This is a genomic window from Microbispora hainanensis, from assembly GCF_006874475.1.
Lineage (GTDB): Bacteria > Actinomycetota > Actinomycetes > Streptosporangiales > Streptosporangiaceae > Microbispora > Microbispora hainanensis.
This window is the reverse complement of the sequence record NZ_VIRM01000024.1, coordinates 1-26,246: the sequence shown is the minus strand read 5'-3', so window position 1 is coordinate 26,246 and position 26,246 is coordinate 1. Positions and strand designations below refer to the sequence as shown.

Genomic DNA, 26,246 nt, shown 5'->3' with positions numbered 1-26,246 from the left:
TCATAGAGGACCCTTCGTGGGAGCGCTCCCAACGTGCTCGGCACAGGGCGGGAGCACCGAGCACAACCATCGATCGCGGGCCGTGAGATCGGGGACCGGCCTGGGATGCACCTCCCACAGACGATTCGGGATACCACCTGAGAGGGGTCCGGAATGATTGCACACTCGCGCCGCGGCAGGCTGCTCGCGGTCGCCGCGGTGGCGGCGCTGGCTCTCGGCGCCGCCGCCTGCGGGTCGGACGACAGCACCGGCACGGCGTCGGGCGGCGGGTCCTCGGCGGCGGCCGGTCCCGTCACCGTCACGCTCCAGACGTTCGGCGGCGGCAAGAACTTCGGCTACAAGGAGGCCGTCGACAAGTGGAACGCCGAGCACAAGGACATCCAGATCAAGTATGACAACCTGACCGACCAGTTCGAGCAGGTCTACTGGCCGCAGATGATCCAGTGGCTGCAGTCCGGCGCGGGCGCCGGCGACGTCGTCGGCATCGACGAGGGCGGCATGGGCCTCGCCAAGGCGCACCCCGAGTGGTGGGCCGACCTGGGCGAGTTCGGCCTGCAGAACCGCAAGGCCGACTTCGCCGCCTGGAAGTGGGAGAACGGCGTCACCGCCGACGGCAAGCTGTTCGGTCTCGGCACCGACGTCGGCGGCATGAGCCTGTGCTACCGCCGTGACCTGTTCGAGAAGGCCGGCCTGCCCGGCGACCGCGACGAGGTCAGCAAGCTCTGGCCGACCTGGGACGACTTCATCAAGGTCGCCCACAAGTTCCAGGACAAGATCAAGGACACCAAGTTCGTCGACGGCACCAACACGCTCTACAACGTGGTCCTGGTGCAGGAGGCCGCCAAGAACGGCAACGTCTCCTACTTCGACAAGGACAACAACCTGATCGTCGACAAGAACCCGGCGGTCAAGACGGCGTACGACTTCGCCCAGCGGATCAGCCAGGAGGGCCTCACGGCCAAGCTGCGCAACTTCACGCCGGAGTGGAACACCGGCATGAAGAAGTCGCAGTTCGCCACCCTCGGCTGCCCGTCGTGGATGCTCGGCGCGGTCAGCGGCGACGGCGGCGCCGGACCGGACTTCAAGGGCAAGTGGGACGTCGCGGCGGTGCCCGGCGGCGGCGGCAACTGGGGCGGCTCCTGGCTCGCCGTGCCGAAGCAGTCGAAGCACCCCAAGGAGGCGGCGCAGGTCCTCGACTACCTGACCGGTAAGGAGGCCGAGGTCAGCGTCTTCAACTACGCCGGCAACATGCCGTCCAACATCCAGGCGCAGCAGGACCCGGCCGTCCAGGGCGCGAAGAACGAGTACTTCAACGACGCCCCCGTCGGTGACATCTTCGCCAAGTCGGCCGCCGCGCTCCAGCCGGTCTTCCTCGGCGTGAAGCACGCCCAGGTCAAGAACGCCATCGAGTCGGTCGTCTCCGCCATCGACGACGGCTCGGTGCCGTACGCGAACGGCTGGAAGCAGCTCGTCGACGACGCCGTGAAGGCCGCGGGCTGATCACGCCCGCCAGATGAGCACCGGTCCGCCGCAGCGGTACCCCCGCCGGCGGGCCGGTCGCCTGCTTTCACCCGAAAGGTAACTTATGAGCCTGCACGTCGACGCCGGGCACCCCACCCGGGCACCGATGCCGCCCAGCCGGAGGCACGTCCGGCCGAGACCGGGCCGGTCCTTCATGACCTGGCTGGACCTCAAGGCCGCGCCGTATCTCCTGGTCTCGCCCTACTACCTGCTCTTCCTGCTCTTCGGGCTCTTCCCGCTCGGCTTCACCCTCTACTTCTCGCTGTTCGACTACGACCTCACGGGCACGGTCGAGTGGACGGGCCTCGGCAACTACACCGCCATGCTCGGCGACGCCGCCTTCTGGAAGGCGGTCGTCAACACCCTCGGGATGTTCGTCATCGCGACGGTCCCGCAGATTCTGCTGGCGCTGATGCTGGCCAACGCGCTGAACAAGCGGTTCAAGTTCCAGCTGTTCGTCCGGCTGGGCGTCCTGCTCCCCCTCGTGACCTCGGTCGTCGCGGTGGCGGTCGTCTTCACTCAGCTGTACGGGCGCGACTGGGGCGTGGTCAACTGGGTTCTCGGCTGGTTCGGGGCCGACCCCATCGACTGGAAGGCCGAGCGTCTCCCCTCCTGGCTCGCCATCGCGACCATGATCGACTGGCGCTGGACCGGCTACAACGCGATCATCTTCCTCGCCGGCATGCAGACGATCCCGAAGGACCTCTACGAGGCGGCCTCGATCGACGGCGCATCGCGGCGGCGCCAGTTCTGGCAGATCACCGTTCCGATGCTCCGGCCCACGATGATCTTCGTGGTCCTGAACTCCACCATCGGCGGCCTCACGCTGTTCGCCGAGCCGACGACGTTCTACAACGGCAACGTTCACGGCGGCACCAACAGCCAGTTCCAGACCGTTTCGATGTTCATCTACGAGCAGGGCTTCCGCGAGTTCGACTACGGCTACGCCTCCGCGGCCGCCTGGCTGCTGTTCCTGCTCATCCTCATCGGATCGGGCATCAACTTCCTGCTCATCCGCCGGATCGGGGGCAACAAGTGACCACGCTCTCCGCGCCCGCCACCACGCGGCGGCGCCGCAAGGCGCCGGGAGGCACCGGCGGCCTCTGGGCCGCCACGCCGATGACGAGGCTCATCCTCGCGGTCACGATCATCATCTCGGCGTTCCCGCTGTACTACATGATCGTCATTGCCTCGCGCACCAACACCGAGGCGACCGACATGCCGCCGCCGTTCCTGCCCGGCGGCAAGCTCGGGGAGAACATCCAGCGCGTGCTGTCCAACCCCGACGCGCACTACCTGACCGGTCTCACCAACTCTCTGATCATCGCCTGCACGGTGACGGTCTCGGTGGTGGTGATCTCGACGTTCGCCGGCTTCGCGTTCGCCCGGCTGAACTTCAAGGGCGGCAAGATCCTGCTGCTGCTGGTGCTGCTGACCATGATGGTCCCGCTGCAGCAGATGGGCATCGTCCCCCTCTACCGGCTCATGGTCAGCCTCGAATGGGTCGGCTCGATCAAGGCGGTGATCCTGCCCTACCTGCTCAACGGTTTCGGCGTCTTCCTCATGACGCAGTACACGCAGCAGGCCGTGCCCAACGAGCTGGTCGAGGCCGCCCGCGTCGACGGCGCCTCCACCCTGCGGATCTGGTGGAACGTCGTCCTGCCCGCCGTACGGCCGGGCATGGCGGTGCTGGGCATCAACACGTTCATGCTGATCTGGAACGACTTCATGTGGCCGTTGATCGTGCTGACGCCGGACAACCCGACGGTCCAGGTCGCCATCAACTCGCTCAATGCGAAGTACGGGACGGACTACGTGCTGATCTTCAGCGGCACGCTCATGTCGATCCTCCCGCTCATCGTCGTTTTCATCGCGTTCGGCCGACAGATCATCGGCGGACTCATGGAAGGTGCGGTCAAGGCGTGACAACGCAAGGCACACGTCCCGAGGCAGAGGCCCCCAGCGTGATGTTCCCCACCGGGTTCGTCTGGGGCGCCGCCACCTCCGCTTACCAGATCGAAGGCGCCCTCACCGCCGACGGGCGGGGGCGCTCCATCTGGGACACCTTCTGTAGTCAGGACGGGCGGATCGTGGGCGGCGACACCGCCGAGATCGCCATCGACCACTTCAACCGGTATCGCGAGGACGTCAAGATGATGGCGGACCTCGGCCTCACGGCCTACCGGTTCTCCGTCTCCTGGCCGCGGATCCAGCCCGACGGCTCCGGCACGTACAACAGCAAGGGCCTCGACTTCTACAAGAGGCTGGTCGACGAGCTGCTGAGCTATGGCATCGACCCGTGGCTGACGCTTTATCACTGGGACCTCCCCCAGGCACTCGAAGACGCGGGCGGATGGCCGTCGCGCGACACGTCGAAGCGCTTCGCCGACTTCGCCGCGACCGTGCACGCCGAGCTCGGCGACCGGGTCAGGAACTGGAGCACGGTCAACGAGCCCTGGTGCGCCGCGTTCCTCGGCTACGCCTCGGGCGAGCACGCCCCCGGGCGGCGCGAGCCGGCCGCCGCGCTGCGCGCCGCGCACCACCTCAACCTCGCGCACGGTCTGGCCGTCCAGGCGATGCGGGCGCAGAACCCCGACTCGCTGATCGGCGGCTGCGTCAACGTCTATCCGGTCACGCCCGCCAGCAACAGCGAGGCCGACCAGGACGCCGCCCGCCGCATCGACGGGCTGCAGAACCGCTTCTTCCTGGACGCGCTGCTCAAGGGCTCCTATCCGGAAGACGTGCTGGCCGACCTGAGCAGCCTGTCCGACATGGAGTTCATCCACGACGGCGACCTGGCCACGATCGCGGCCCCGATCGACATGCTGCTGATCAACTACTACAGCCGCTTCACCGTCTCGGGCACGCCCGGCGGCGCGGCGTCCGCGGCCGCCGCGCCGACGGACTCCGGCTCGCCGTGGATCGGCAGCGAGCACGTGGGCTTCGTCAACGGCGGCCGCCCGGTCACCTCGATGGGCTGGGAGATCGACGACAGCGGCCTGCTGGAGATGCTGCGGCGAATCGCCGACGAGTACCCGCGGATCCCGCTCTACATCTCCGAGAACGGCGCGGCCTACGACGACGTGATCGGCGAAGACGGCGCCGTGCACGACCCCGAGCGGGTGGCCTACATCGAGGCCCACCTGAGGACCTGCCACGCGGCCATCGAGTCGGGCATCCCGCTCCAGGGCTACTTCGCCTGGTCCCTGATGGACAACTTCGAGTGGGCCTGGGGCTACGGCAAGCGCTTCGGTCTCGTGTACGTCGACTACGAGACCCAGGCGAGGACCATGAAATCAAGCGCCTTGTGGTATGCCGACACCATCAGACACGGCGGCCTGCTGGGTCGGGCACAATAAGCGCAGACGCGATAAGGGGGCAGTATAGATGAACGGGGACCGCCGTTCCGGAGGCCGGCCGACTCTGGAAGCGGTCGCCGCGCGCGCCGGGGTCGGCCGCGGCACCGTGTCGCGGGTCATCAACGGCTCGCCCAAGGTGAGCGACCGTGCCCGCGACGCGGTGTTACTGGCGATTCAGGAGCTCGGCTACGTGCCCAACCGGGCGGCGCGCACCCTCGTGACCAACCGGACCGACACCATCGCGCTGGTGGTGTCGGAGTCGGAGCAGCGCGTCTTCGACGAGCCGTACTTCGCCGGGCTGATCCGCGGCATCGGCTCCGCCCTGGCGGAGACCGGCCTCCAGCTCATCCTCACCATGGCGCAGAACCGTGCCGAGCACGACCGGCTGGAGCACTACCTGACCGGCCAGCACGTCGACGGCGTGCTGCTCACCTCGGTGCACGGCGCCGACCCGCTGCCGGGACGGCTGGAGGAGCTGGGCGTGCCGACCGTGCTCGGTGGCCGCCCGGTCGGGCTCAACCCGTACAGCTTCGTCGACATGGACAACCGGGCCGGCGCCCGGCAGGCGGTCAAGTATCTGCTCTCCAAGGGCCGTACCAAGATCGCCACCATCGCCGGTCCGCAGGACATGGGCGTGGGTGTCGACCGTCTGGCCGGATACCGCGACGCGCTGCTGGCCACCGGGATGACCGAGCGCGTCGCGTACGGCGACTTCTCCGAGGAGAGCGGGGAGGCGGGCATGCGCGACCTGCTCGCCCGTCACCCCGACCTGGACGCCGTGTTCACGGCCTCCGACCCGATGGCGGTCGGCGCCCTGCGGGTGCTGAAGGAGCAGGGGCTGGTCGTGCCCGACGACGTCGCGCTGATCGGCTTCGAGGACTCCAAGGTGGCGCTGCACACCGATCCGCAGCTCACGAGCGTGCACCAGCCCACCGAGGCGATGGGCCGGCAGATGGTCCAGCTCCTGATCGCCCGGATCAACGGCGAGCCGCTGGAGCAGCCGGTCGTCATCCTCGACACGCACCTGGTGATCCGCGCCTCCGCCTGACGCGCAACGGCGACCACGAGACCGCCGCGCACCCTCCCCGGGTGCGCGGCGGTTCCGTTTCCGCCGGCGTCCGCCGGCATCCGCGAGCGTCAGCTCCGGGCGATCGACGGCCGGAGAAGGAGCGGCGTCAGGCCTGGGGCCGCGCCTGTGCCTGTGCCTGTGCCGGTGCCTGTGCCGGTGGGGCGGTCGCGGAGAGGGCGCGCAGATCGTCGAATGCCTGGAGAAGATGCGCGTACAGGCTCCGCGAGGGGTCGTCGATCCAGGCCTGCATCGCGTGGTGGAAGGCGGCCCAGCCGGTCTGCGAGGCCAGGCCGGCCAGCCGCTCGGGGACGCGCCGCCGCAGCGCCTCCGCCAGGGCCTCGCTGATCGACGCGGCCTTGGCCAGGTCGCGTTCCCGCAGTGCCGGCGTCTCCGCGATGACCCGCAGGCGTGGTTCGGCGAACGGGCGGTTGCCCTCGAGAATCCCTTCGGCCTTCCGGAAGGCGCGGAGCAGCGTTTCGAGCGGCTGCAGATCAGCAGGCGCGTCGGCCACCGACTGTGTCAGCGCGGCGCGCAGGCGCTTCTCCGACCTCGGCGACATGATGAGACGCGACCGGACCGCGATCGAGACGCTCGGCCGGCCGCTGGAACATTCGGGCAAGCCGTTCGTCGTCACCTCCGGCACCCTGGTCATGCCCGCGGGACGGGAGACCACCGAGAAGGACGAGCCCGACACGGCCGGGATCGCGGCCTTCCGCATCGCGGGTGAACGGGCCTGCCTGAACTTCGCCGCCCGGGGAGCGCGCGCGAGCGTGGTCCGCCTCGCCCCCACCGTCCACGGTCCCCGCGCCCACGGTTTCGTCCCCATGCTCATCGCCACCGCGCGGAAGACCGGCGTCTCGGCGTACGTCGGAGACGGCGCCAACCGGTGGCCCGCGGTGCACCGGCTCGACGCGGCCGTCCTGTTCCGTCTCGCGCTGGAGAAGGCGCCCGCGGGCAGCGTGCCGCACGGCGTGGCCGAAAGCGGGGCTGGTCGCCCACCCACCCGGCGCTGCTCGACGACCTGGAGCACGCCGACTACCTGGACGCGCCGGCCTCCTGACCGGACGACACGAGGCGGACGCCCGGACGACACGAGGCGGACGCCCGGACGACACGGGCGCCCGCCTCGCGGTCAGAGGTCGGCGGACGAGAGCAGCCGCTCGGCCTCCTCGTCCGAGATCTCCTCCAGCTCGGCCATCAGCAGGTCCTCCACCGCGACCGCCAGCTCGGCCACGGTGCGCCGCTCGAAGATGGTCCGCACCGGGACCTCCACCCCGGTCGCCCGGCGCAGCCGCGCCGCGATCCTCGTCGCGAGCAGCGAGTGCCCGCCCAGCGTGAAGAAGTCGTCGTTCACGCCGATGGCGTCCACGCCGAGCAGCTCCGACCAGATCTCGGCCACCAGCAGCTCCGCGTCCGTGCTCGGCGCGACGTGCCCGGCCGACGAGGCCCGCACCGGCGCGGGCAGCGCCGCGCGGTCCACCTTGCCGCGGCTGGTGAGCGGCAGCGCGTCGAGGACGACCCAGGCGGTCGGGACGAGGTGGCGGGGCAGGGTCCGCGCGAGGTGCCCGGCCAGCTCCTCCCCGGTCGCGGTCCCCGTGACGTACGCCACCAGTTCCTCGGCGTGGACCGTGACGAACGCCTGGCCGACGCCCGGATGGTCGAGCAGCCGCGCCTCGACCTCGCCCGGCTCGATGCGGAAGCCGCGGACCTTGAGCTGCCCGTCGAGCCGTCCGAGGAACTCCAGCGTGCCGTCCTGGTTCCAGCGCGCCCGGTCGCCGGTGCGGTATCTCCGCGATCCCGGCGGCCCGAGCGGGTCGGGGACGAAGGCGGCGGCCGTGAGCGCCGGGCGGCGCAGATAACCGCGCGCCACCCCGGCGCCGCCGATGACCAGCTCGCCGATCACCCCCTTCGGCACCGGCGCCCCGGCGGCGTCGAGCAGGTGGACGGTCGTCGCGCCGACCGGCCGGCCGATCGGGGGCCTGCCGTACGGCGTCGCGCCGAGGTCGGTCGCGGTCGCGATGACCGCCGCCTCGGTCGGGCCGTAGGTGTTCACCAGGCGGACGCGGTCGCCGAACCGGTCGTGCCACCGCGTCACCGCGCCGCCGGACGCCTGCTCGCCGCCGATGACGACCAGGCGGAGCGCGGGCGGCCAGGCGATCTGGTCGATCTCCTCGACCAGGTGGTGCCAGTAGGCGGTGGGCAGGTCGAGCATCGTGACCCGCTCGCCGCCCGGGGCGGCCAGCAGGTCGGGCAGCGTCGCCGCCCCGCCGGGCAGCAGCACCAGGGCGGCGCCCGCGGCGAGGGTGGGGAAGACCTCTTCGAGGTGGGTGTCGAAGCTCAGCGACGCGAACTGGACGACGCGGTCTCCGGGCGCCAGGCCGTACTCCTCCCGCATCCATCGGATCCGGGCCGCGATGGCGCGGTGCTCGACGGCGACGCCCTTGGGCCTGCCGGTGGAGCCTGAGGTGGAGATCACGTAGGCCAGGTCGCCCGGGCTCGTCTCCTCCGGTTCGCCCGGGTCGCCGGTGGCCGCCTCGTCCTCGCCGGCCGACGGGCCGACGGCGGTGAGCCCGGCGGGCAGCGCCCGGGTCGTGATTACATGTGTCGCCCCGGCGTCCGCGAGCGAGAAGGCCAGCCGCTCCTCCGGCTCCTCCGGCTCGAACGGCAGGTAGGCCGCGCCGGCCCGCCAGACGGCGAGCAACGCGGTGATCGCCTCGACCGAGCGAGGCAGGCAGACGCCGACCACGTCGCCGGGGCGCACGCCCCGGGCCCGCAGCGCGGCGGCGAGCCGCGCCGCCCGCCGGTCCAGCTCGCCGTAGGTGACCTCGGTCTCCCCGCAGACCACGGCGACGGCGTCCGGCGTGCGCCGGACGACCTCCGCGATCATCTCGGGAACCGTCTCGGGAACCAACGCCCCGGCGGCGTCGGCGCCGTCGCCGGCCATGGCGCGGATGTCGGCCTCGTCGTCCCCGGTCCAGACGCGCAGCTCGGAGATCCGGCGACGCGGCTCGGCCACCGCCGATTCGACCAGGAGCAGGAAACGGTCGGCGAGCCGGCGGACGGCCTCCGCCTCGTGCGGGGATCCGCTGGACCCGTCGTGGCCGAACGACACGACGATCTCGCCGTCCTCGAACCACGCCTCGGCGTACAGGCCGAGCTTGACCTGCCGATATCCGTCCGGGAAGTAGCCGACGGACAGGTCGCCGAACGCCCGGCTGAGTCCCAGGTCCTGGGTGTGCAGGATGAACATGGTCGGCATCAGCGCCTCGGCGGGATGCCCGATCCGCTCGAACGGCACCGAGGGCCGGCTCAGGGCCGTCAGCGCCTCCTGCCGGGTGCGCCCCAGCAGCTCGGCGAACGACGGATCGCCGCCGAGGTCGCCGCGCAGCACGACGGTCTGCGAGAGATAACCGATCATCGGCTCCAGCTCGACCCGGTCGCGCCCGGCCACGGCCGTGCCGACGAGGACGTCGGTGTGGCCGGTGTGGCGGTGGAGCAGCACCTGGTAGGCCGCCATGAGCACGGTGAACAGCGTGGTCCTGTTCTCGCGGGCGAGCCGGTCCAGCTCGCCCGCGATCTCCCGGCCCAGCCGGACGACCTGGAAGTCCCCCTGGCCCTCGCCCCCGTTGCCCATGCCGCAGGGCAGGTCGGGCGGCGGCGGATCGGCCAGCCGCTCCTGCCAGTAGGGCACCGCGCGCTCGGCGCGGCGGCGCTGCCAGCGGGCGTAGTCGGACGGCTGGACGGGCAGCGGCGCCAGGCTCGGCGCACGCCCGTGCAGGCGCGCGGTGTAGCACTCCGCCAGGTCGTCGAAGAGGATCCCCAGCGACCAGCCGTCACCGATGATGTGGTGCATCGTGACGCACAGCACGTGGTCGAGCGCGCCGATCGTGATGAGCGCGACGCGCAGCGGCACGCCCTCGGCGAGGTCGAACGGCGCGTTCACCCGCTCGGCGACGAGCCGCCGGGCGTGCTCCTCGCCGTCGGACCGAAGCCGTTCGACCGGCGGGACGGACCCCGCCGACCCCGGCGGCTCGGCGACCGCCCAGGGAACGCCTTCCTCCTCCTCGAACCGGGTGCGCAGGCCCTCGTGGCGGGCCACGACGTCGGCGAGCGCCCCTTCGAGGGCGGCCTCGTCGAGAGGTCCGCGCAGCCGGCGGACGGTGTACATCGTGTAGGAGGCGTCGGCGGGGTCGAGCCTCTGCAGCAGCCAGAGCCGTTCCTGGCCCGGGGACAGGGGCGCCCTCATTTGTCCGACGCCATCTCGTCGAGCACGGCCGCCAGGTCCTCGGCGCTGAGGCCGTCGAGCTCGTCGCGAAGCGCGGCGATGTCGGCGAGGTCCAGGTCGTCGTCGTCGAGCCGGTCCATCGCCGACGCCAGCTCGGCCACCGTGGGGTTCTCGAACAACACCACGATCGGCACGTTGGTCGCGAAGCGCGCCTGGATCCTGGCGATGATCTGGGTGGCCGTCAGCGAGTGCCCGCCCAGCTCGAAGAAGTCGTCGTCGACGCCGACCGGCTCGGCGATGCCGAGCACCTCCCCCCACATCGCCGCGAGGTCCTCCTCCAGAGCGGTGGACGGTTGCCGGTAGGGCCGGCTCCGCGCCCGGGTCCACTCGGGCACGGGCAGGGATTTGCGGTCGAGCTTGCCGTTGGGAGTGAGCGGCAGGGCGTCCAGCACCACGAGGTGCGCGGGCACCATGTATTCGGGCACGTCGCGGCGCAGCCGGTCACGCAGCGACGGCCACAGGCCTGCATCCCCGGGCTCCCCCGGCTCTCCGGCCTCTCCGGCCGCGCGCACGACGTAGGCGACCAGGCGCGGCAGTCCGTCGGGGCCGTCGCAGACGCCGACGGCGGCGTCGGCCACCTCGGGCGCGGCCCGCAGCACGCTCTCGATCTCGCCGAGCTCGATCCGGAACCCGCGCACCTTCACCTGCTGGTCGGCCCGGCCGAGGTAGCAGAGCCTGCCGTTCTCGATCCTGGCGAGGTCGCCCGTGGCGTACAGGCGGGCCCCCGGCACGCCGGAGAACGGGTCGGGCAGGAACCTGGCGGCCGTCTGGCCCGGCATGCCGCGGTATCCCCTGGCCAGGCCGGCGCCGCCGATGTGCAGCTCGCCGGCCTCGCCGGGCGGCACGGGACGGCCGTCGGGGCCGAGGATGTGCACGGTCGTGTTGCCGATGGGCCCGCCCAGGTCGACGGGGGCGGGCGACGGGCTGACGCGCCCGGCCGTCGACCAGACCGTCGTCTCGGTCGGGCCGTACACGTTCCAGAGCCGGGCGCCGCCGTCGAGGAGGGCGTCGGCGAGGTCGCGGGGCAGCGCCTCTCCCCCGCACAGCCGGGTCGCGATGTTCTCGGGGACTCCGCCGGATTCGAGCAGGATGCGCCAGCTCGCCGGGGTCGCCTGCATGATCGTGACGGCCTCGGTCACGGCACGCGCCCGCAGGGCGCGGCCGTCCGCCGTCTCGTGCCCGGACGCGACCACGACCCGTGCGCCGCAGGTCAGCGGCAGCAGGAGCTCCAGCACCGAGATGTCGAACGACAGCGTGGTGACCGCCAGCCAGGCGTCCCGCGGGGTGAGCTCCAGCAGGGAGGCGAAGGACTCCAGCAGGTTGACCACCGCGCCGTGCGGGACGGCGACCCCCTTGGGCCTGCCGGTGGAACCGGAGGTGTACATGAGGTAGGCCAGGTCGCCCATCGCGTCACCGACCGGGCCGTCGGCCGGCACCTGACCGCCGCCGGACGCGCCGCCCGCGACGGGAACGCCGTCCTGCGAGAGCTCGACGACGTCGGGGACGCCGTCGAGCAGCCGCGACTCGACGCCCCGGCCGGCCAGCACGAGCCGGATGCCCGCGTCCTCCCGCATGAACCGGAGCCGGTCCTCGGGGAAGCCCGGGTCGAGCGGCACGTAGGCGCCGCCGGCCCGCCACACGGCGAGCAGGGCGACGACCATGCCGGGGCAGCGCTCCAGGCACAGGCCCACCGGAACCTCGGGGCCGACGCCGCGGGCGCGCAGCAGCGCGGCCAGCCGGTCGACCCTGTCGTGCAGCTCCCGATAGGTCAGCACGCCGTCGGCGCCGCTCACCGCGACCGCGTCGGGGCTCGCGTCACGCCACCGGCGGATCAGCGCGAGCGCCGTATCAGGGAAGGTCACGCCGCTCACCGCGTCACTCACTTTCCACACCTTTCACTTCGGGAACGGGCCGCCCAGCGCGGACAGCGGGAGGTCAGGGTCGGCCCCGGCACGCCGTACGACCTCGGCGAAGCCGCCGAGGAGGCGGCGCGCGGCCGCGGGCGTGAACAGATCGCTGCTGTAGTCGAAGACGCCGCCCAGCCCTTCCGGGCCCCGCCACAGGTCCATCGAGACCTCCGACTTGGTGTGGCTGGGCGGGACCACGTAGACCTCCCGGTCGAGGTCGGCCATGCGGGTCCCCAGCAGATCGTCCTTGGGCAGGTTGTGCAGGTTGAACATGGCCTGGCACAGCGGCGGCCTGCTGATGTCGCGGGGGACGCGCAGCGCGGCCAGCACGTGCTCGAACGGCACCTCCGCGTGCCGCATCCCGGCCAGGGTCGCCTCCCGCACCCGGTCGAGCAGCTCGTGGAACGACGGGTCGCCGGACAGGTCGGCACGCAGCACCATCGTGTTGCCGAAGTAGCCGATCAGCGGCGTCAGCTCGCTGCGCGACCGGCCGGCCACCGGCACGCCGACGCAGAAGTCGGTCTGCCCCGACGCCAGGGCGAGGGTGGCCTGGTAGGCGGCGACCAGGGCCATGAAGGACGTGCAGCGCCGCTTCCTGGCCACCTTCTCCAGCGGCGTGATCTCGTCCGGCGGCAGGAGCAGCTCCTCGCGTCCGCCGCGCCCCGACCAGCGGGCGGGGCGGGGACGGTCGGCCGGAAGGTCCAGCGCGGGGGCGCCGGCCAGGCGGCTCGTCCAGTGCGCCAGGCCCTCCGTGTGGTCGCGCCGCCTCTCCTGCACCGCGAAGCGGGGATACTGCGTGGGCAGGTCCGGCAGCTCGGGCTCACGTCCCTCGCGTCCGGCGGCGTAGCACTCCGTGAGCTCGCGCAGGAGCACGTCGAGCGACCAGCCGTCCATCACGATGTGGTGCAGGACGATGCACACGACCGCGTCGTCCTCGCCCGCCTCGGCCAGGCCGACCCGCAGGGGAGGCGCGTTCTCCAGGTCGAACGGGCGCTCGACGAACTCCTTCAGCACCCGGTCGAGGTCCGTCTCGCCGGACACCGCGAGCCGCTCCACCGGCACCGGCCCCGGCGGCAGCACGACCTGCACGGGTGCGTCCCCGCGCAGCCGGAAGCGGGTGCGCAGCACCTCGTGCCGCGCCACGATCCGGGTGAACGCCGCGGTCAGCGCGGCCACGTCGAGCGGCCCGCGCAGCCGCATGCACCAGGGCGTGTTGTAACTGGTGTCGCCGGGGTCGAAGCGGCTGAGGAACCACAGGCGCTCCTGTCCCGGCGACAGCGGCCACTCCTGTCCGCCGGGGTCCCGCTGGGCGCCCCCGAGGGAGCGCAGCAGCGCCGCCCGCCGCTCGGGGGGCAGCCCGGCCAGCTTCTCGATCAGCGCGGCGCGGCGCTCCGCGCTGGTCATCTGTCCCGGGAGCTCGACGTCGCCGGGTCGCGCACGGTCAGCGTGTCCGGGTCGCGTACGCTCCGCGTCTCCGGGTCGCGTACGCTCCGCGGCCGCATGTCGGTCCACACGGTCTCGATGTGGTCGAGGCATTCCTGCCGGGTGCCCGCGAAACCGGTGGCCCGCCACCCGGCGGGCGGTTCGCGGTCGCTCCACCATACGGAGTACTGCTCCTCGTCGTTGACGACCACGAGCATCGGGGAGTCGGTCATGTCACCTTCCCAAGACGGTCATTGCTGATGTCGGGGCCCCGGCCGCCGCCCTCGATCAGGCGGGGACAGGCGGGCCAGCCCGCGGGGCCGGCCGGCGGCTCGGCGCACAGGACGTAGTGGTGGGGGGCGAGCACGTCGGTCCGGCCGGCCGCGGCGCGCATCACGGCGGCGTGGACGGCCTCGGGCGTGTCCAGCCCGGGACGGGCCACGAGATACCCCGTCAGCCGGGGCGCGTCCCTGTCGCCGCCCTTGTCGCCGGCCCCATCTCCGGTGCTGTCTCTGGTCGCATCTCCGGCGTCCTGCGCCTTGTGCTCGACCACGACCACGGCCAGGTCGGTCCCGCAGGCGCGGCGCAGCAGCGCCTCGGTCGCCGGCACGTCCACCCAGTCGTGGCCGATCACCGTCCATCCGGAGGGGCGCGCCACCGGGTCCAGGCCCGCGACCTTCGCGACCTGGTCCAGCGGCACGTCCTCGGAGACCGCCCGGACCAGCAGCTCCTCCAGGCCGGTGAGCATCCGCGGGGCGACGTCGCCGGGCAGGAAGGCCGTGTCCACCAGCACGTAGAACTCGCAGGTGGACGGGGACAGGCCGGTGGCGAAGAAGATCCTCGCCTTGACCTTCGAGTAGGCGCCGACGAAGAACGTGCGGGTCCGCTCCCGCAGCGCGGCGAGCGCCCCGGCGTCCCCGGGATCGACCGGCGGCAGGCCCTGCCAGCGGCCCCCCTGCCTGACGTCGTTGAAGAACGCGTCCAGGTCGATGTCGGCGCCGCGGCTCCACGCCTCCGCGTCCCACGCGGCGTGCACGAGCGCGGGGTCGTAGTGCCCGTTCCGGTAGGTCGCCATGGTCCTGCGGTGCCCGTGCCGCAGCGCGTCGGCGAACGTGCCGGCGCCCAGCTCGATGACGCACAGCCCGTCCTGGGCGGCGGGCCCGGCCATCGCCTCCATGCCCGGGTGGTGCCGGTTCGACACGATGAGCTGCAGCGCCGCCGTACGGTGCCCGGTGACGGCGGCCAGCAGCGCGGCGCTCGCGACCGTGAGCACGCTGGAGGTCGTCACGTCGTGCCGGGCGGCGAGCGCCTCGGCGGCGACGGCCGCCGCCGGGGAGTCCATCCCGTGCCGGACGAAGCGCGGCTCCTCGGGCTCCCGCACCGGGAAGTCGAACATCGAACGCGGGGCGGACGCCAGACCGGTCCGCCAGCGCCGCAGCGCCTGGCCGCCGGGCGGCGGGTCCGACCGTTCGAAGGCCGCCTGGTCGAGCGGCTGCCGGCTCGGGCCGGGCAGGTCCTCCCCGGCCACGAGCCGCGGCCACTCCGCGGCCACCATGTTCAGCGACCAGCCGTCGAGCGCGAGATGGGACAACGCGAGCGCCAGCGCACGCGGCCGGCCCCGCCGGCAGACGACCGCGCACCGGATCGGCAGCTCGGCCGCGTAGTCGAACCCGGTCGCGGCCAGCTCGGCGGCCAGCTCCTTGGCCGCGCTCATCGGCTTGGCCGCCGCCTCGTACACGCCCACGGTGAGCCGGCCCTCGCGGCTCACCCTCTGGATCGTGTCCTCGCGGTCTTCCCCGGCGTCGTTCCCGGCGTCGTCCCGGACGCGGACGAACGCCGTGCGCAGCGTCTCGTGCCGCTCGACGAGACGGCCGACGGCGCGCAGCACGGCGTCCAGACCGGCCGCGCCGGTCACCGGCAGGGTCCAGGCCAGGTTGAAGTAGGGGTCGCCGTCGTCCAGCCACTGCGTGGAGCGCCAGATCCCCTGCTGGCCCCAGGTCAGCGCGGCCTGCCCGCCCCGCGCGCCGCGGAACTCCACGGTGCGCGGCGGCAGTGGCGTGAGACCGGTGACCTGCGCCGGCGGGCCCGCGGTCACTTCCGCTGCCCCGCGATGTGCTCGACCAGGCCGTCGAGCGTGTCGAGGTGGCCGCCGTCCAGGTCGACGTCACAGTCGAACTCGGTCTCCAGCAGGTCGATCAGCCGGAGGTAGGCGATCGAGGTGAGGCCGAGCGCGGGCAGGCTGCACTCCGCCGCCAGGATGTCGGCGACGGCCAGGTCGCCGCCGCTCGCCTTCGCCACCAGTTCGGCCACGCGCTCCCGCATCACGCCTCCTCCCGCAGCCGGGCGACCTCCGCCGCGATCCCGTTGATCGTCGGGTCGTCGAAGAACACGTCGAAGGACAGCTCCACGTCCATGCGCTCGCGCACCTTCGCGATGATCTGGGTTATCGACAGCGAGTGCCCGCCGAGGTCGAACAGGTCTTCGTCCGGGCCGATCTCCGGCATGCCGAGCACCTCGCGCCAGATCTCGCCCACCTCCGCGACGTACGGCACGGCGTCCGCCGCACCGCCCCGCGCCGAGGCGGACGGCTCCCCGGCCCGGCCGGAGGACGACTCGACCGCACTGGCGACCACCGGGGACGGCAGCGGCAGGTCGGCCACGTCGGCGTCCGGGGCGGCGGCCACCGCGCGCAGCAGCGCGAGCAGGTGCCCGGCGACGCTCTCGCAGCCGGAGCGGCTCAACATGAGCGGGTTGAACTGCAGCCGGGCCGCGACGCCGTCCGGCGCGTCCACCACCTGCAGGTGCAGCGTGCCGCGCACCGCCTGGTTGAACGCCATCCAGTCCACCGACGCCTCGACGCCGGGGAACTCCGGCGTCGAGGCGTCACGCCTGCGGTAGCTGACCGACACCGGCGTCAGCGCGGTGCGCGGGCTCACGCCGCCGACGGCACGCGCGAGCGGCACCTGCCGGAACCGGTAGGTGGCCCGCAGCTCGTCGCGTACGGTGCGGGCGAAGTCGGCGAACCTCCCGGAGGGCGTGGGGGCGGGCACCGGCAGCTCGTTCACGAACAGGCCGATGTGTCCCCGCGTCTCCTCGGTCCTGGTGGACAGGTCGACGGCCACGGCCGCGTCCTCGTTGCCGTACGCCGTGAGCAGGGTGTGCACGGCGGCGAGCACCAGCTCGAACCGGGTGACGCCCAGCTTGTCGGCGGCGACGGCGAGATCGGAAGGCAGCGCGAAGTCGACGGCCTCGCCGGCCGCGGCGCGGACCGAGACCCCGGACAGCCCCGGCAGCCGCAGGTCCTGCCGGTCGTTCCAGCGGCCGCGCCAGAACTCGGCGGCCTCGCCGAGCAGCTCGGCCACCCGGGCGTTCTCCCGCTCGGCGATCTCGCCGTGCGTCAGGGGGAGGGCGGACACCGGCCGCCCGGCGTACGCGGCGGCCAGGTCGCGCACCAGGATGTCCTTCGACATGCCGTCGAAGACGGCGTGGTGGGCGACGAAGACGAGCAGGTGCCGCTCCGGCGCGAGCCGGAACACCGTGAACCGGGCGGCCGGCCCGGTGCCCAGGTCCAGGGCGAGCGACGTCTCGCGGTCGACCAGCTCACCGGCCTCATATCCCGCGTCCTCGAACCCGGAGGCGTCCTCGAAGCCGATCGGCGGCGGCACGGCGGCGGGCACGAGGCGCACCTCGCCGTCCCGCTCCGCCAGGGCCGCGGTCAGCTGGGGATGCGCGCGGACGACGTCGTGGCACGCGGCCAGCAGCCGGTCGACGTCGAGGGGGCCGTCGAGGCGGATGGCCAGCGGCATGTGGTACACCCGGCCCCCGCAGCCCATCCGTTCCGTTATCCACATGCCGTGCTGTGCGAGGGAGGCCTGCTCCCCCTCGCCGATGAGTGTCGGTGACATCTCACTCGCCTTCCGTCGTGCTGCTCACGGAGCCGCCCAGCAGCGCGGGCAGCTCCTTCTTGATGACCTTGCCTGACTGGTTCCTGGGCAGGCTGTCGACCACGAGGACCCGTTCGGGCAGCTCGTGCCAGGCCAGCCGGTCCATCAGGAAGGCGCGCACCTCACTCTCGGACAGCCCGGGGCTCTCCGGCTGTGCCGCCGTCCTGGGCACGATCGCGGCGCCGAGCACGGAGCCCAGCACCGGATGCGGGAGCCCGAACACGGCCGCCTCGGCGATCCCCGGGTGCTCGTGAAGCGCGGCCTCCACCTGGAGCGTGGACACCTTGAACGCGCCGCTCTTCACCACGTCGCTCTCCCGGTCGACGAGGTAGAGGTAGCCGTCGGCGTCCACGTATCCGACGTCGCCCATGCGCACCCAGCCGTCCCGGAACGACCGGGCGCTGGCCTCGGCGTCGCCGTAGTAGGACCGGGTGGCGGTGGGCGACCGCATCCACACCTCGCCGGTCTCCCCGGGCGGGAGCGGGTTGCCCTCCTCGTCCGTGATGCGCAGCGAGCCCCCGAACGCCGGCCGCCCCAGGGCGGCGGGCCGCGTACGGTCGTAAATCATGATCGTCTGGGCGGGGGCGGCCTCGGTGGACGTGTAGTAGTTCGTCACGGTCGCGTTCGGGAAGGCCGCCGACAGCCGCTCCGACAGGGCGGGGGGAAGCGCGGCCGCCGCCGACCCGAGCAGCACCACGCTGGACATGTCGTGCCGCTCGTGCAGCCCGGCGTCGAGCAGCTCGATCGCCATGGACGGCACCAGGAACACGGTGCCCGGGCGGTAGGTCTCGATCAGCCGGGCGAACCGGCCGGGCGTGAACCTCGCCGGGGTCAGCACGGCCGGCCGCGCGTCCAGCGCGTTCATCAGCATGGTCTGCCCGGCGTTCGTGCCGATCGGGAAGGCGTGCAGCAGGTGGCGTGAGTGGGCGAACCTGCGGTGCTTGGGCTGCGTGACGCACCCGTAGGCGAGGTTGGCGTGGCTGGCGCCGACCCCCTTGGGCCGCCCGGTCGTGCCGGAGGTGTAGAGGATCTGCGCCAGGTCGCCGGGCCGCACCCGCGGCGTTTCCGGCCCTGTCTCCGGCGCCGTCTCCGGGTCGGAACCGGCCTCCAGCTCCGCCGGGGTCGCGGTCCAGTGCTCTCCCTCGGGCGCCGTCAGATCGCGGCCGAGCAGCACCGCCGACGCCGCGCAGTGGCCGGCCATGTAGCGTAGCTCGGCCGGAGCCAGCCGGTCCGACATGGGCACGGCCACCGCGCCCGCCTTGAGCACCCCGAAGAACGCCACCGCGAAGTCGATCCAGTCGCGGCTGCCGAAGTGCAGCGCCACCCGGTCGCCGGGGGCGACGCCCCGGCCTGCCAGCCCGGCGGCGAGCGCCGCCGACCTGCGGTCCCACTCGGCGAAGGTGAGCGTCCCGTGCCCCTCGACGATCATCGCGACGCCCTCGGGCTCCTGCTCCGCGCGCAGCCGCAGCAGCTCCGGCACGGTGAGCGCGGGCACGCCCCGCGTCCTCGGCGTCCTCGGCGTACGCGTCGTCCTCGGCGTCCCCGTCATGCGTGCTCCTTCTCCGGCTCGCGTGCCGCCCGCGTGTCGCCTGTCCGTGTGCCACCTGTCCGTGTGTCACCTGTCCGTGTGTCACCTGTCCGTGTGTCACCTGTCCGGGCGTCACCTGTCCGTGTGTCACCTGTCCGGGCGTCCGTCTTGACGTCCGTACGGGCCGCCGCGATGCGTTCGGTCAGCGCCTGGTAGCCGACGATGTCGTCCGGCAGGGCGTCGGGCACCTCGACGTCGAACCGGCGCAGCACCCGGATCCGCAGCGCGACCAGCGCGATGACCGCGATCGCCACCCCGAAGCAGGCGTACATGAAGCCGATGCCGCGGCCGGCGCCGGTGCCGAGCAGAACGCCCGCCGTGTTCGCGAGCGGCCCGTCCGGCGCGAGCAGCGGCTCGAACACCTGCGCGCCGTACGGGGCGACCAGGCCGAATCCGATCGGCAGGGTGGACCAGGCGATCAGCGTGTTCAGCGCGATGACCCGGCCGTGGAACCGCTGCGGCACCTTGACCTGGATGATCGTGGCGTAGACGCCGTTCAGCAGGGTGAGGCACAGCGACATGCCGAACGCGCCGACCGCGATGAGGAACAGGTCGGGGCGCAGCCCGGTCAGCAGGCAGAACACCGACAGGGCGAGCGTCGACAGCAGCACGCCGAGCAGGCGCCTGCGGCGCGGCCCGCCCCACGCGGCCATGGCCAGGCCGCCGAGGAAGGCGCCGAGCCCGCCCGCGAACGACACCCGGCCGACCTCGGCCAGCGTGCCGAACGACAGCACCAGCGGCGAGATCATCATGAACAGCGGGGACAGGAAGATGTTCAGCACCGCGAAGTAGAACAGCATCGCGCGGAAGCCCCGGTTGCCCCAGGAGTGGCGGATCCCGCCCAGCATCTCGGCGAGCACGCTCTCGCGCCGCTTCCAGGCCATCGTCGCCGGGAAACGGATCAGCGCGACGGTCAGCGTGGCGACGACGTAGCTGGCCACGTCGATGACGAGGATGCCCTCCAGCCCGATCGCCGCCATCAGCCCGACCGCGATCAGCGGCACGATGAGCTGCGCGGTGCCGGTGGCCATCTGGACGACGCCGTTGGCGTGCCCGAGGAACCGTTTCGGCACGAGCTGCGGGATCGCCGAGCCGTACGCGAGCCGTTGGAAGGTGAGCGCGACGGACAGGCAGACCAGCAGCGGATAGATGTGCCAGATCTGGAGGTTGCCGGTCCACAGCAGCAGTCCAAGCATGAGCTGGGTGCCGCCGGCGGCGGCGTCCCCGGCGACCATGACCTTGCGCCGGTCGAACCGGTCGACGATGGCGCCGGCCAGCGGGGCCACGAGCATGCCGGGCAGCAGGCCGAGCACGGAGAACAGCGCGAACCTGGCGAGCGACCCGGTGGTGAGATAGATCCACAGCGGGATGGCGAACTCGGTCAGCGCGGACCCGGTCATCGAGACGAGCTGCCCGGCCGCGACGACGAGGAAGCGCCGCATGCTGGGCGGCGGGCCGACCCGCACCCGCGTCTCCACCGCACCGTCCACACCGCCGGCACCATCCACATTGTCGGCACCGTCCACACCGCCGGCAGCCTCCTGCGCCGCGGCCCCCTCGGCCGTGCCCGTCCCGGCCCCCGCCTCGGCGGAGCGGCGCGAGACACCTTGCAGCCACCAGGTGCGGCTGTCGTCCCGCTCCATCCCCTCCGTACGCCCCGAGGCGAGCGCGTGGTGGATGCCGGTGACGATCTCGGCGAGCTCCTCGTTGCGGTAGCGCAGGAAGAAGTGGCCGGCCTCGTCGAGGACGACGCACGCCGTCTCCTCTGACAGGCAGTGCCACTCCTTGTAACGTTCCTGGTAGAACTCGGCCGCCGGGTCGCGTTCGCCGACAACGGCGATCACCGGCGCGCGCAGCGCCGGGCCGCCGCCCTCCTCGAAGATCTGGGTGAAGTAGCGCTCGGCGGCGCGGGTGCCTTCGCGGCGGTTGCGCACGATGAGTTTGACCTGTTCCCGGCCCAGCTCCTCCACGTCGAGCCCGGCCGCGGTCAGGGCGTTGACCCGCTGCTGGTCGCTGGTGAGGCGGTCGAAGAAGGACCCGAGCCAGTTCAGGCCGCGGCCCGGCCGGGCGAAGGGGAACACCCCGCCGAGATACAACGCGTCCACGGTGCGGCCGTCCGCCTCCAGCCTCCGGGCGATCCCGGAGGACAGCATGACGCCGAGGCCGCAGTGGCCGTACAGCACGAGCGAGCCGCCGTTCCTGTCCAGGATCTCGGAGATCTCGGCCACGCAGTCGACGACGACCTCGTCGAACGGCCGGGCCTCCTCCCCCAGCTCGTGGCCGGGCACGGCGACCGAGTAGAGCGCCCAGTCGTCCGGCAGCGCGTCCGCGAGCGGCTGGTAGACCACGGCGCTGCCCCCGCCGTACGGCACGCACACCAGGGTGGTGGTGGCGGCCCTGGCGGGGGTGAGCCGGTGCAGCAGCGACCGCGGCACGTCCCCCTCGGCCGTGAGCAGCCGGGCCAGCTCGCGGACGGTGCGGTGCTTGAACACGTCGAGCACCGTGATCCGCCGGTCCGGATGCGCCTTGCGCAGCCGGGCGATGACCCGCATCGCGAGCAGCGAGTGGCCGCCCAGGGCGAAGAAGTCGTCGAGCGCCCCCACGCGCTCGACGTCCAGCACCTCCGCCCAGACGCGGGCCACGTCCTCCTCGGGGCCGGGCGCCGGAGCGACGTATTCGGCCGCCGCGACGTCCGCCTCCGGCTCGGGCAGCCGCGAGCGGTCCACCTTGCCGTGCGACTTGAGCGGCAGCTCGTCGAGCCAGGCGTACCGCGAGGGGACCATGTACGCGGGCAGCCGGTCGGCCAGCCACGCGCGCACGTCCGCGGTATCCGGCCGCGCGCCGTCCACGGCGGGGACGAGGTAGGCGACGAGCTGCTCGCCGCGCGGCTCGGCCACGGCCTGGGCGACGTCCGGATGGTCGGCCAGCACCGACTCGACCTCGCCGAGCTCGACCCGATAGCCGCGGATCTTCACCTGGAGGTCGCGGCGGCCGAGGAACTCCAGGTCGCCCGTGCCGGACCAGCGGCCGAGGTCGCCGGTGCGGTACATGCGCGCCCCGGGCGGGCCGTACGGGTCGGGCAGGAACCGGTCGGCGGTCAGGGCCGGCCGGTTCAGGTAGCCGCGGGCCAGCCGCTCGCCGCCGAGGTAGATCTCCCCCGGCACTCCGGCGGGCACCGGCCGCAGCCGCTCGTCCAGCACGTACGCCCGCGCCCCGGGCAGCGGCGAGCCGATCGGCAGGCTCACGCTCGCCTCGGCCGGGCCGTCGGGAGCGGGCAGCCGGGCGACGTCGTAGGTGGTCACGCCCACGGTGGCCTCGGTCGGCCCGTAGTGGTTGACGACCCGGCAGCGGCCCAGCGCCGCGAGCTCGGCCGCCCAGCCGCGCGGGGCCGCCTCGCCGCCCAGGAGCAGCAGCTTCCTGGGCAGCAGGTCGCCGGGCCCGGCGTCGGCGAGCAGCGCCGCCAGATGCGACGGCGTGATCTTGAGGTAGTCGATCCCGGTCCGCCGGAAGATCTCCGCCAGCTCGGGACCGGCGGTGCGCGAGGGCACCAGGTGCAGCGTGCCGCCGGTCATCAGGCACAGGTAGAAGACCGTGACGCCGAAGTCGAAGGCGAGCGACTGCAGCAGGGCGAAGGACGAGCCGGGCTCCACGCCCAGGCGCTCGCGCACTCCGGCGAGATAGACCATGACCTCGTGGTGCTGCACCGCGACGCCCTTGGGCCGCCCGGTGGTGCCGGAGGTGTAGATCACGTACGCGAGGTCGCCCGGCGTCGCGGGCTCCCAGGGATCGACCGGCTCCGGCGCCTCCTCGCCGAGGTACACGGCGGTGACGTCGTCCGGCAGCCGGTCGCGCAGGTCCGGGCTGGTCACGACGATCGACGCCGCGGCGTCGTCCAGGACGAACTCGAGCCGGCCACGCGGGTGCTCCGGGTCGAGCGGCAGGTAGGCCGCGCCCGCCTTGAGCACGCCGAGCACCGCGACCGCGAGCCCGGCCGACTGCTCCAGGCAGATCGCCACACGGTCGTCGCGCCCCACGCCGAGCCCGCGCAGCCGCCGGGCGAGCCGGTCGGCCGCCGCGTCCAGCTCGGCGTACGTGAGGGCGTCGCCGCCGCAGGCGACGGCGGTCGCGGACGGGGTGCGGGCCGCCTGCGCGGCGATCGCCTCGTGCAGCGACGACGCCCCGCCGAACGCGTCCGCCGGGGGCGTCTGGGCCTCGGGGCCCGCTCCCGCGAACGCGAGCACGCGGTCGCGCTCGGCCGCCGGGAGCAGCTCCAGGTCGGACACCCGGGCGCCGGGATCGGCGACGATCGACCTGAGCAGATGCTCGAAGCACTCCGCCATCCGCGCGATCGTGGCCGGGCGGAACAGCTCGGTGCGGTAGGTGATGTTGCCGTAGAGGCCGTCGCCCTGGTCCATGAGGTAGAGCGCGAGGTCGAACCGGCTGGCGGTCACCTCGAACGGGTACGCCGACATGGTCAGGCCCTGGGTGCGCAGTGGGGCCGACCGGTAGTTCTGCAGCGCGAACATCACCTGGAACACCGGCGACCTGCTCACGTCGCGCTCGACGCCGAGCTCGCCGACCAGCCGGTCGAAGGGCAGCTCCTGGTGCGTGTACGCGTCCAGCGCCGTCTCGCGCACCCGGCCGAGCAGCTCGGTGAAGGTCGGGTCGCCGGACAGGTCGGCCCGCATCGGCAGCGAGTTGATGAAGAGCCCGACGACCCGCTCCAGCTCCGGCAGGTCGCGTCCCGACACGGGCGATCCCACCGCGAAGTCGTCCTGGCCGGAGTAGCGCGCGAGGAGCACCTGGAAGGCGGCGAGCAGCGTCATGTAGAGAGTCGCGCCGTTCGCCGCGCCCAGCGCCGTGAGCGCGTCAGCCAGCTCGCGGTCGAGCGTGACGCCGTGGGCCGCTCCCGCGGAACCCTGCTCGGGCGGGCGCGGCAGGTCGGTGGGAAGTTCGAGCGGCGGCAGCCCGGCCAGCCGCTCCCGCCAGTAGCGGATGTCGTCCTCGTGGGTCCGTCCGCGTTCCCAGAGCGCGTAGTCGCCGTACTGCACGGGCGGGTCGGCGAGACCGGCGTCGGTGCCGGTGCGGTACGCCTCGTGGAGGGCGAGCAGCTCCTCCAGCACGATGTCGCACGACCAGCCGTCGGTGACGGCGTGGTGCATGGTCAGGAGCAGCACGTGCTCGCGGGCGCCGAGCCGGACCAGGAGCAACCGCAGCAGCGGGCCGGTCGCCAGGTCGAACGGCCGGGCCAGCTCCGCCTGGACCTCCTCCCGCGCGGCGGCGGGGTCGTCCGATTCCGTCAGCCGCAGCTCCACCAGCCGCAGCTCCACCAGGGGCTCGTCGTCCAGCACGATCTCGGGCGTCCCGTCGTCGGTGGTGACGAACCGGGTGCGCAGGCTCTCGTGGCGCCGGGCCACCTCGGCGAGCGCGCGCTCCAGAGCCTCGCCGTCGATCTCATGGCCGTCCAGCCGGACGGCGAAGGCGACGGTGTAGGCGGTGGTGCCCGGGGCGTACTGCTCCAGGAACCACAGGCGCTCCTGGGCGTGCGAAAGCGGCGGGTGGGTGGCGGCCGGGCGTGGCGGCACGGTGACCCTCGCGGCTTTCCCGGCCCTGAGCCGCTGCGCCAGCAGCGCCTGCTTCGCCGGTGAGAGGCCGGTCCGGGTCACGACGCCGGCACCTCTGTTGAATTTTTTATTAAGAACATGGCATTCCTCTGTGCGCTCTGCGCTTCGGCACGCCGGCGATTCGTTGCGAAGACGCGGACCAACGACCCGACGGCGGAATCACCGCCGGAAGCTTCCATACTGGTGCCTGGCGCGGCGCGGAATCCACTGCCGCTCGCGCCTTAACCCCCATTTTCGGACGCGGTAGTGGGAACGCTCCCACGGCAGTGGAGGCTAGGGATCACGGCTTTCGTTCGTCAAGTGTCATGGAAGTTTCTGTCCGTTATTAGCCCCAAGACGGTGAATGTGAGGATATTGCCGCAGATCACGGACAATGCGGTCGTAATCTCCCAAATTTGCTGTTCGGCCAGGGATTGACACGGCCTCTTACCGCACCTACCCTCCGTGGGAGCGCTCCCAGACAGGACGGTCCTCAACAGGATGTTCCTGTCGAAGGGTGCTGGCGCTCCTGTCAACGGATGCCGCTGCTCCTGTGCTGGATGCCGTGGTGCTCCTTTCCCTGGCGACGGGGCCCGGCGTCGAGCGCACCACCTCGACCAGAGACGCACCAGGAGCGGACCACCTGTGATCGTCACCGCTGCACCGTCCCGGAGCCCGGGGCATGCCCTGAACGACGTGGACCTCCGCTCACTCCTGCTCATCCGGCACTTCGAACGCGCCCTGCTCCGCCTGTTCGAGCAGGGCGTGCTGAGCGGCACCACCCACACCTGTCTCGGGCAGGAGTACATCCCGGTCACGGTGTCGTCCCTGCTCCGCGACGACGACTTCGTCTTCAGCAACCACCGGGGGCACGGCCACTTCCTCGCCCGCCATCCCGACCCGCACGGCCTGCTCGCCGAGATCATGGGGCGGGAGGGCGCGCTGTGCGGGGGCGTCGGCGGCAGCCAGCACATCTACCACCAGCGGTTCCTTTCGACCGGCGTGCAGGGCGAGAGCCTGCCCGTGGCGACCGGGGTGGCACTCAAACTGGCCGGCACGGGAGCGCTCGCCTGCGCGTACATCGGAGACGGCACCTGGGGCGAGGGCGCCGTCTACGAGGCGCTGAACATGGCGTCCCTCTGGCGGGTGCCGCTGCTCGTCGTGGTCGAGCACAACGGCATCGCCCAGTCGACCCCCACGTCCGCGCAGATGGCGGGCACGATCGCCGCCCGGGCGGCGGCCTTCGGGGTGCGGCACCACCACATCGCCGGCACCGACGTCGGCGAGATCAGGCAGGCGCTCGCCCCGCTCGTCGAGGCCGTGCGGACCGAGCCGTCCCCGCTGGTGGTCGAGTTCGCCACCCACCGCCTCGGACCGCACAGCAAGGGCGACGACACCCGCCCGCCGGAGGAGATCCGCCGGGCCCGCGAGTCCGACTGGTACGACCGGTACGCCGAGGCCGATCCCGAGCGGTTCGCCCGGATCGACGCCGAGCAGCGGGAGCTCGTCGAACGCGTGGTCGCCGAGGTCTCCGCCCGGCCGGGGGGA

At 72.5% G+C, this 26,246-nt stretch carries 16 protein-coding genes and 1 pseudogene; 7 read left to right on the top strand and 10 right to left on the bottom strand.

Annotated features, from left to right (window positions below):
- Positions 1–153 precede the first annotated feature (153 nt).
- The 5 genes from FLX08_RS20080 to FLX08_RS20060 all read left to right on the top strand — a co-directional run bounded on the left by FLX08_RS20080 (position 154) and on the right by FLX08_RS20060 (position 5,928).
- A complete protein-coding gene (locus FLX08_RS20080; protein ID WP_142620416.1) occupies positions 154–1,500 on the top strand; it encodes an ABC transporter substrate-binding protein in 1,347 nt (448 codons plus the stop codon).
- A gap of 85 nt (positions 1,501–1,585) precedes the next feature.
- Entirely contained in the window at positions 1,586–2,560 is a 975-nt protein-coding gene (locus tag FLX08_RS20075) for a carbohydrate ABC transporter permease (RefSeq protein WP_142620415.1), read from the top strand.
- Complete coding sequence (locus FLX08_RS20070; protein WP_341874338.1) at positions 2,557–3,447, top strand: carbohydrate ABC transporter permease; 891 nt, start codon at positions 2,557–2,559, stop codon at positions 3,445–3,447. The genes FLX08_RS20075 and FLX08_RS20070 overlap by 4 nt, the downstream gene beginning before the upstream one ends.
- Before the next feature lie 41 nt (positions 3,448–3,488).
- A complete protein-coding gene (locus FLX08_RS20065; RefSeq protein ID WP_142620480.1) occupies positions 3,489–4,880 on the top strand; it encodes a GH1 family beta-glucosidase in 1,392 nt (463 codons plus the stop codon).
- Between the two features lie 28 nt (positions 4,881–4,908).
- Positions 4,909–5,928: a LacI family DNA-binding transcriptional regulator gene (locus FLX08_RS20060; protein WP_142620414.1), complete on the top strand. Its 1,020-nt coding sequence runs from the start codon at positions 4,909–4,911 to the stop codon at positions 5,926–5,928.
- Positions 5,929–6,055: 127 nt separating this feature from the next.
- Here FLX08_RS20060 and FLX08_RS43250 read toward each other — a convergent pair whose 3' ends face one another.
- Entirely contained in the window at positions 6,056–6,508 is a 453-nt protein-coding gene (locus FLX08_RS43250) for an acyl-CoA-like ligand-binding transcription factor (RefSeq protein WP_341874339.1), read from the bottom strand.
- On the opposite strand from FLX08_RS43250, the pseudogene FLX08_RS43245 reads away from it, so the two are divergent.
- Positions 6,507–6,845 (top strand): annotated as a pseudogene (locus FLX08_RS43245) (Rossmann-fold NAD(P)-binding domain-containing protein); the annotation flags it as partial. The gene FLX08_RS43250 and the pseudogene FLX08_RS43245 overlap by 2 nt on opposite strands.
- Before the next feature lie 236 nt (positions 6,846–7,081).
- On the opposite strand, the gene FLX08_RS20045 reads toward FLX08_RS43245, so the two are convergent.
- From FLX08_RS20045 to FLX08_RS20005, 9 genes are read right to left on the bottom strand one after another with little or no spacing between them, the layout of a single operon-like run.
- Positions 7,082–10,195 carry a non-ribosomal peptide synthetase gene (locus FLX08_RS20045; protein WP_142620413.1) on the bottom strand — a complete coding sequence of 1,038 codons (3,114 nt, stop codon included), beginning with the start codon at positions 10,193–10,195 and terminating at the stop codon, positions 7,082–7,084.
- The gene (locus FLX08_RS20040; RefSeq protein ID WP_167530493.1) at positions 10,192–12,117 is read right to left on the bottom strand and encodes a non-ribosomal peptide synthetase; all 1,926 of its coding nucleotides are present in this window, start codon (positions 12,115–12,117) and stop codon (positions 10,192–10,194) included. The genes FLX08_RS20045 and FLX08_RS20040 overlap by 4 nt, the downstream gene beginning before the upstream one ends.
- A gap of 12 nt (positions 12,118–12,129) precedes the next feature.
- The gene (locus FLX08_RS20035) at positions 12,130–13,545 is read right to left on the bottom strand and encodes a condensation domain-containing protein (protein WP_167530492.1); all 1,416 of its coding nucleotides are present in this window, start codon (positions 13,543–13,545) and stop codon (positions 12,130–12,132) included.
- Positions 13,542–13,796, bottom strand: a complete 255-nt coding sequence (locus FLX08_RS20030) for an MbtH family protein (protein ID WP_142620410.1) — start codon at positions 13,794–13,796, stop codon at positions 13,542–13,544. Before FLX08_RS20030 ends, FLX08_RS20035 begins: the two co-directional genes overlap by 4 nt.
- Positions 13,793–15,658: a condensation domain-containing protein gene (locus FLX08_RS20025; protein ID WP_142620409.1), complete on the bottom strand. Its 1,866-nt coding sequence runs from the start codon at positions 15,656–15,658 to the stop codon at positions 13,793–13,795. Before FLX08_RS20025 ends, FLX08_RS20030 begins: the two co-directional genes overlap by 4 nt.
- The gene (locus FLX08_RS20020; RefSeq protein WP_142620408.1) at positions 15,655–15,885 is read right to left on the bottom strand and encodes an acyl carrier protein; all 231 of its coding nucleotides are present in this window, start codon (positions 15,883–15,885) and stop codon (positions 15,655–15,657) included. The genes FLX08_RS20025 and FLX08_RS20020 overlap by 4 nt, the downstream gene beginning before the upstream one ends.
- Complete coding sequence (locus FLX08_RS20015; protein ID WP_142620407.1) at positions 15,885–17,468, bottom strand: condensation domain-containing protein; 1,584 nt, start codon at positions 17,466–17,468, stop codon at positions 15,885–15,887. Before FLX08_RS20015 ends, FLX08_RS20020 begins: the two co-directional genes overlap by 1 nt.
- A 1-nt stretch (position 17,469) precedes the next feature.
- Positions 17,470–19,056, bottom strand: coding sequence for a class I adenylate-forming enzyme family protein (locus tag FLX08_RS20010; RefSeq protein ID WP_142620406.1), 1,587 nt, complete (start codon positions 19,054–19,056; stop codon positions 17,470–17,472).
- A complete protein-coding gene (locus FLX08_RS20005; RefSeq protein WP_208761551.1) occupies positions 19,053–24,761 on the bottom strand; it encodes a non-ribosomal peptide synthetase/MFS transporter in 5,709 nt (1,902 codons plus the stop codon). The genes FLX08_RS20010 and FLX08_RS20005 overlap by 4 nt, the downstream gene beginning before the upstream one ends.
- A 633-nt stretch (positions 24,762–25,394) precedes the next feature.
- On the opposite strand from FLX08_RS20005, the gene FLX08_RS20000 reads away from it, so the two are divergent.
- Positions 25,395–26,246: thiamine pyrophosphate-dependent dehydrogenase E1 component subunit alpha (locus FLX08_RS20000; protein WP_244312769.1), on the top strand; the 852-nt coding region annotated here is incomplete at its 3' end.

Bases quoted from the DNA above. Each gene is read 5' to 3' on its own strand.
- FLX08_RS20080 (WP_142620416.1), top strand. From the start codon at position 154: ATGATTGCACACTCGCGCCGCGGCAGGCTGCTCGCGGTCGCCGCGGTG.
- FLX08_RS20075 (WP_142620415.1), top strand. From the start codon at position 1,586: ATGAGCCTGCACGTCGACGCCGGGCACCCCACCCGGGCACCGATGCCG.
- FLX08_RS20065 (WP_142620480.1), top strand. From the start codon at position 3,489: ATGTTCCCCACCGGGTTCGTCTGGGGCGCCGCCACCTCCGCTTACCAG.
- FLX08_RS20060 (WP_142620414.1), top strand. From the start codon at position 4,909: ATGAACGGGGACCGCCGTTCCGGAGGCCGGCCGACTCTGGAAGCGGTC.
- FLX08_RS43250 (WP_341874339.1), bottom strand. From the start codon at position 6,508: ATGTCGCCGAGGTCGGAGAAGCGCCTGCGCGCCGCGCTGACACAGTCG.
- FLX08_RS20045 (WP_142620413.1), bottom strand. From the start codon at position 10,195: ATGAGGGCGCCCCTGTCCCCGGGCCAGGAACGGCTCTGGCTGCTGCAG.
- FLX08_RS20035 (WP_167530492.1), bottom strand. From the start codon at position 13,545: ATGACCAGCGCGGAGCGCCGCGCCGCGCTGATCGAGAAGCTGGCCGGG.
- FLX08_RS20030 (WP_142620410.1), bottom strand. From the start codon at position 13,796: ATGACCGACTCCCCGATGCTCGTGGTCGTCAACGACGAGGAGCAGTAC.
- FLX08_RS20020 (WP_142620408.1), bottom strand. From the start codon at position 15,885: ATGCGGGAGCGCGTGGCCGAACTGGTGGCGAAGGCGAGCGGCGGCGAC.
- FLX08_RS20015 (WP_142620407.1), bottom strand. From the start codon at position 17,468: ATGTCACCGACACTCATCGGCGAGGGGGAGCAGGCCTCCCTCGCACAG.
- FLX08_RS20010 (WP_142620406.1), bottom strand. From the start codon at position 19,056: ATGACGGGGACGCCGAGGACGACGCGTACGCCGAGGACGCCGAGGACG.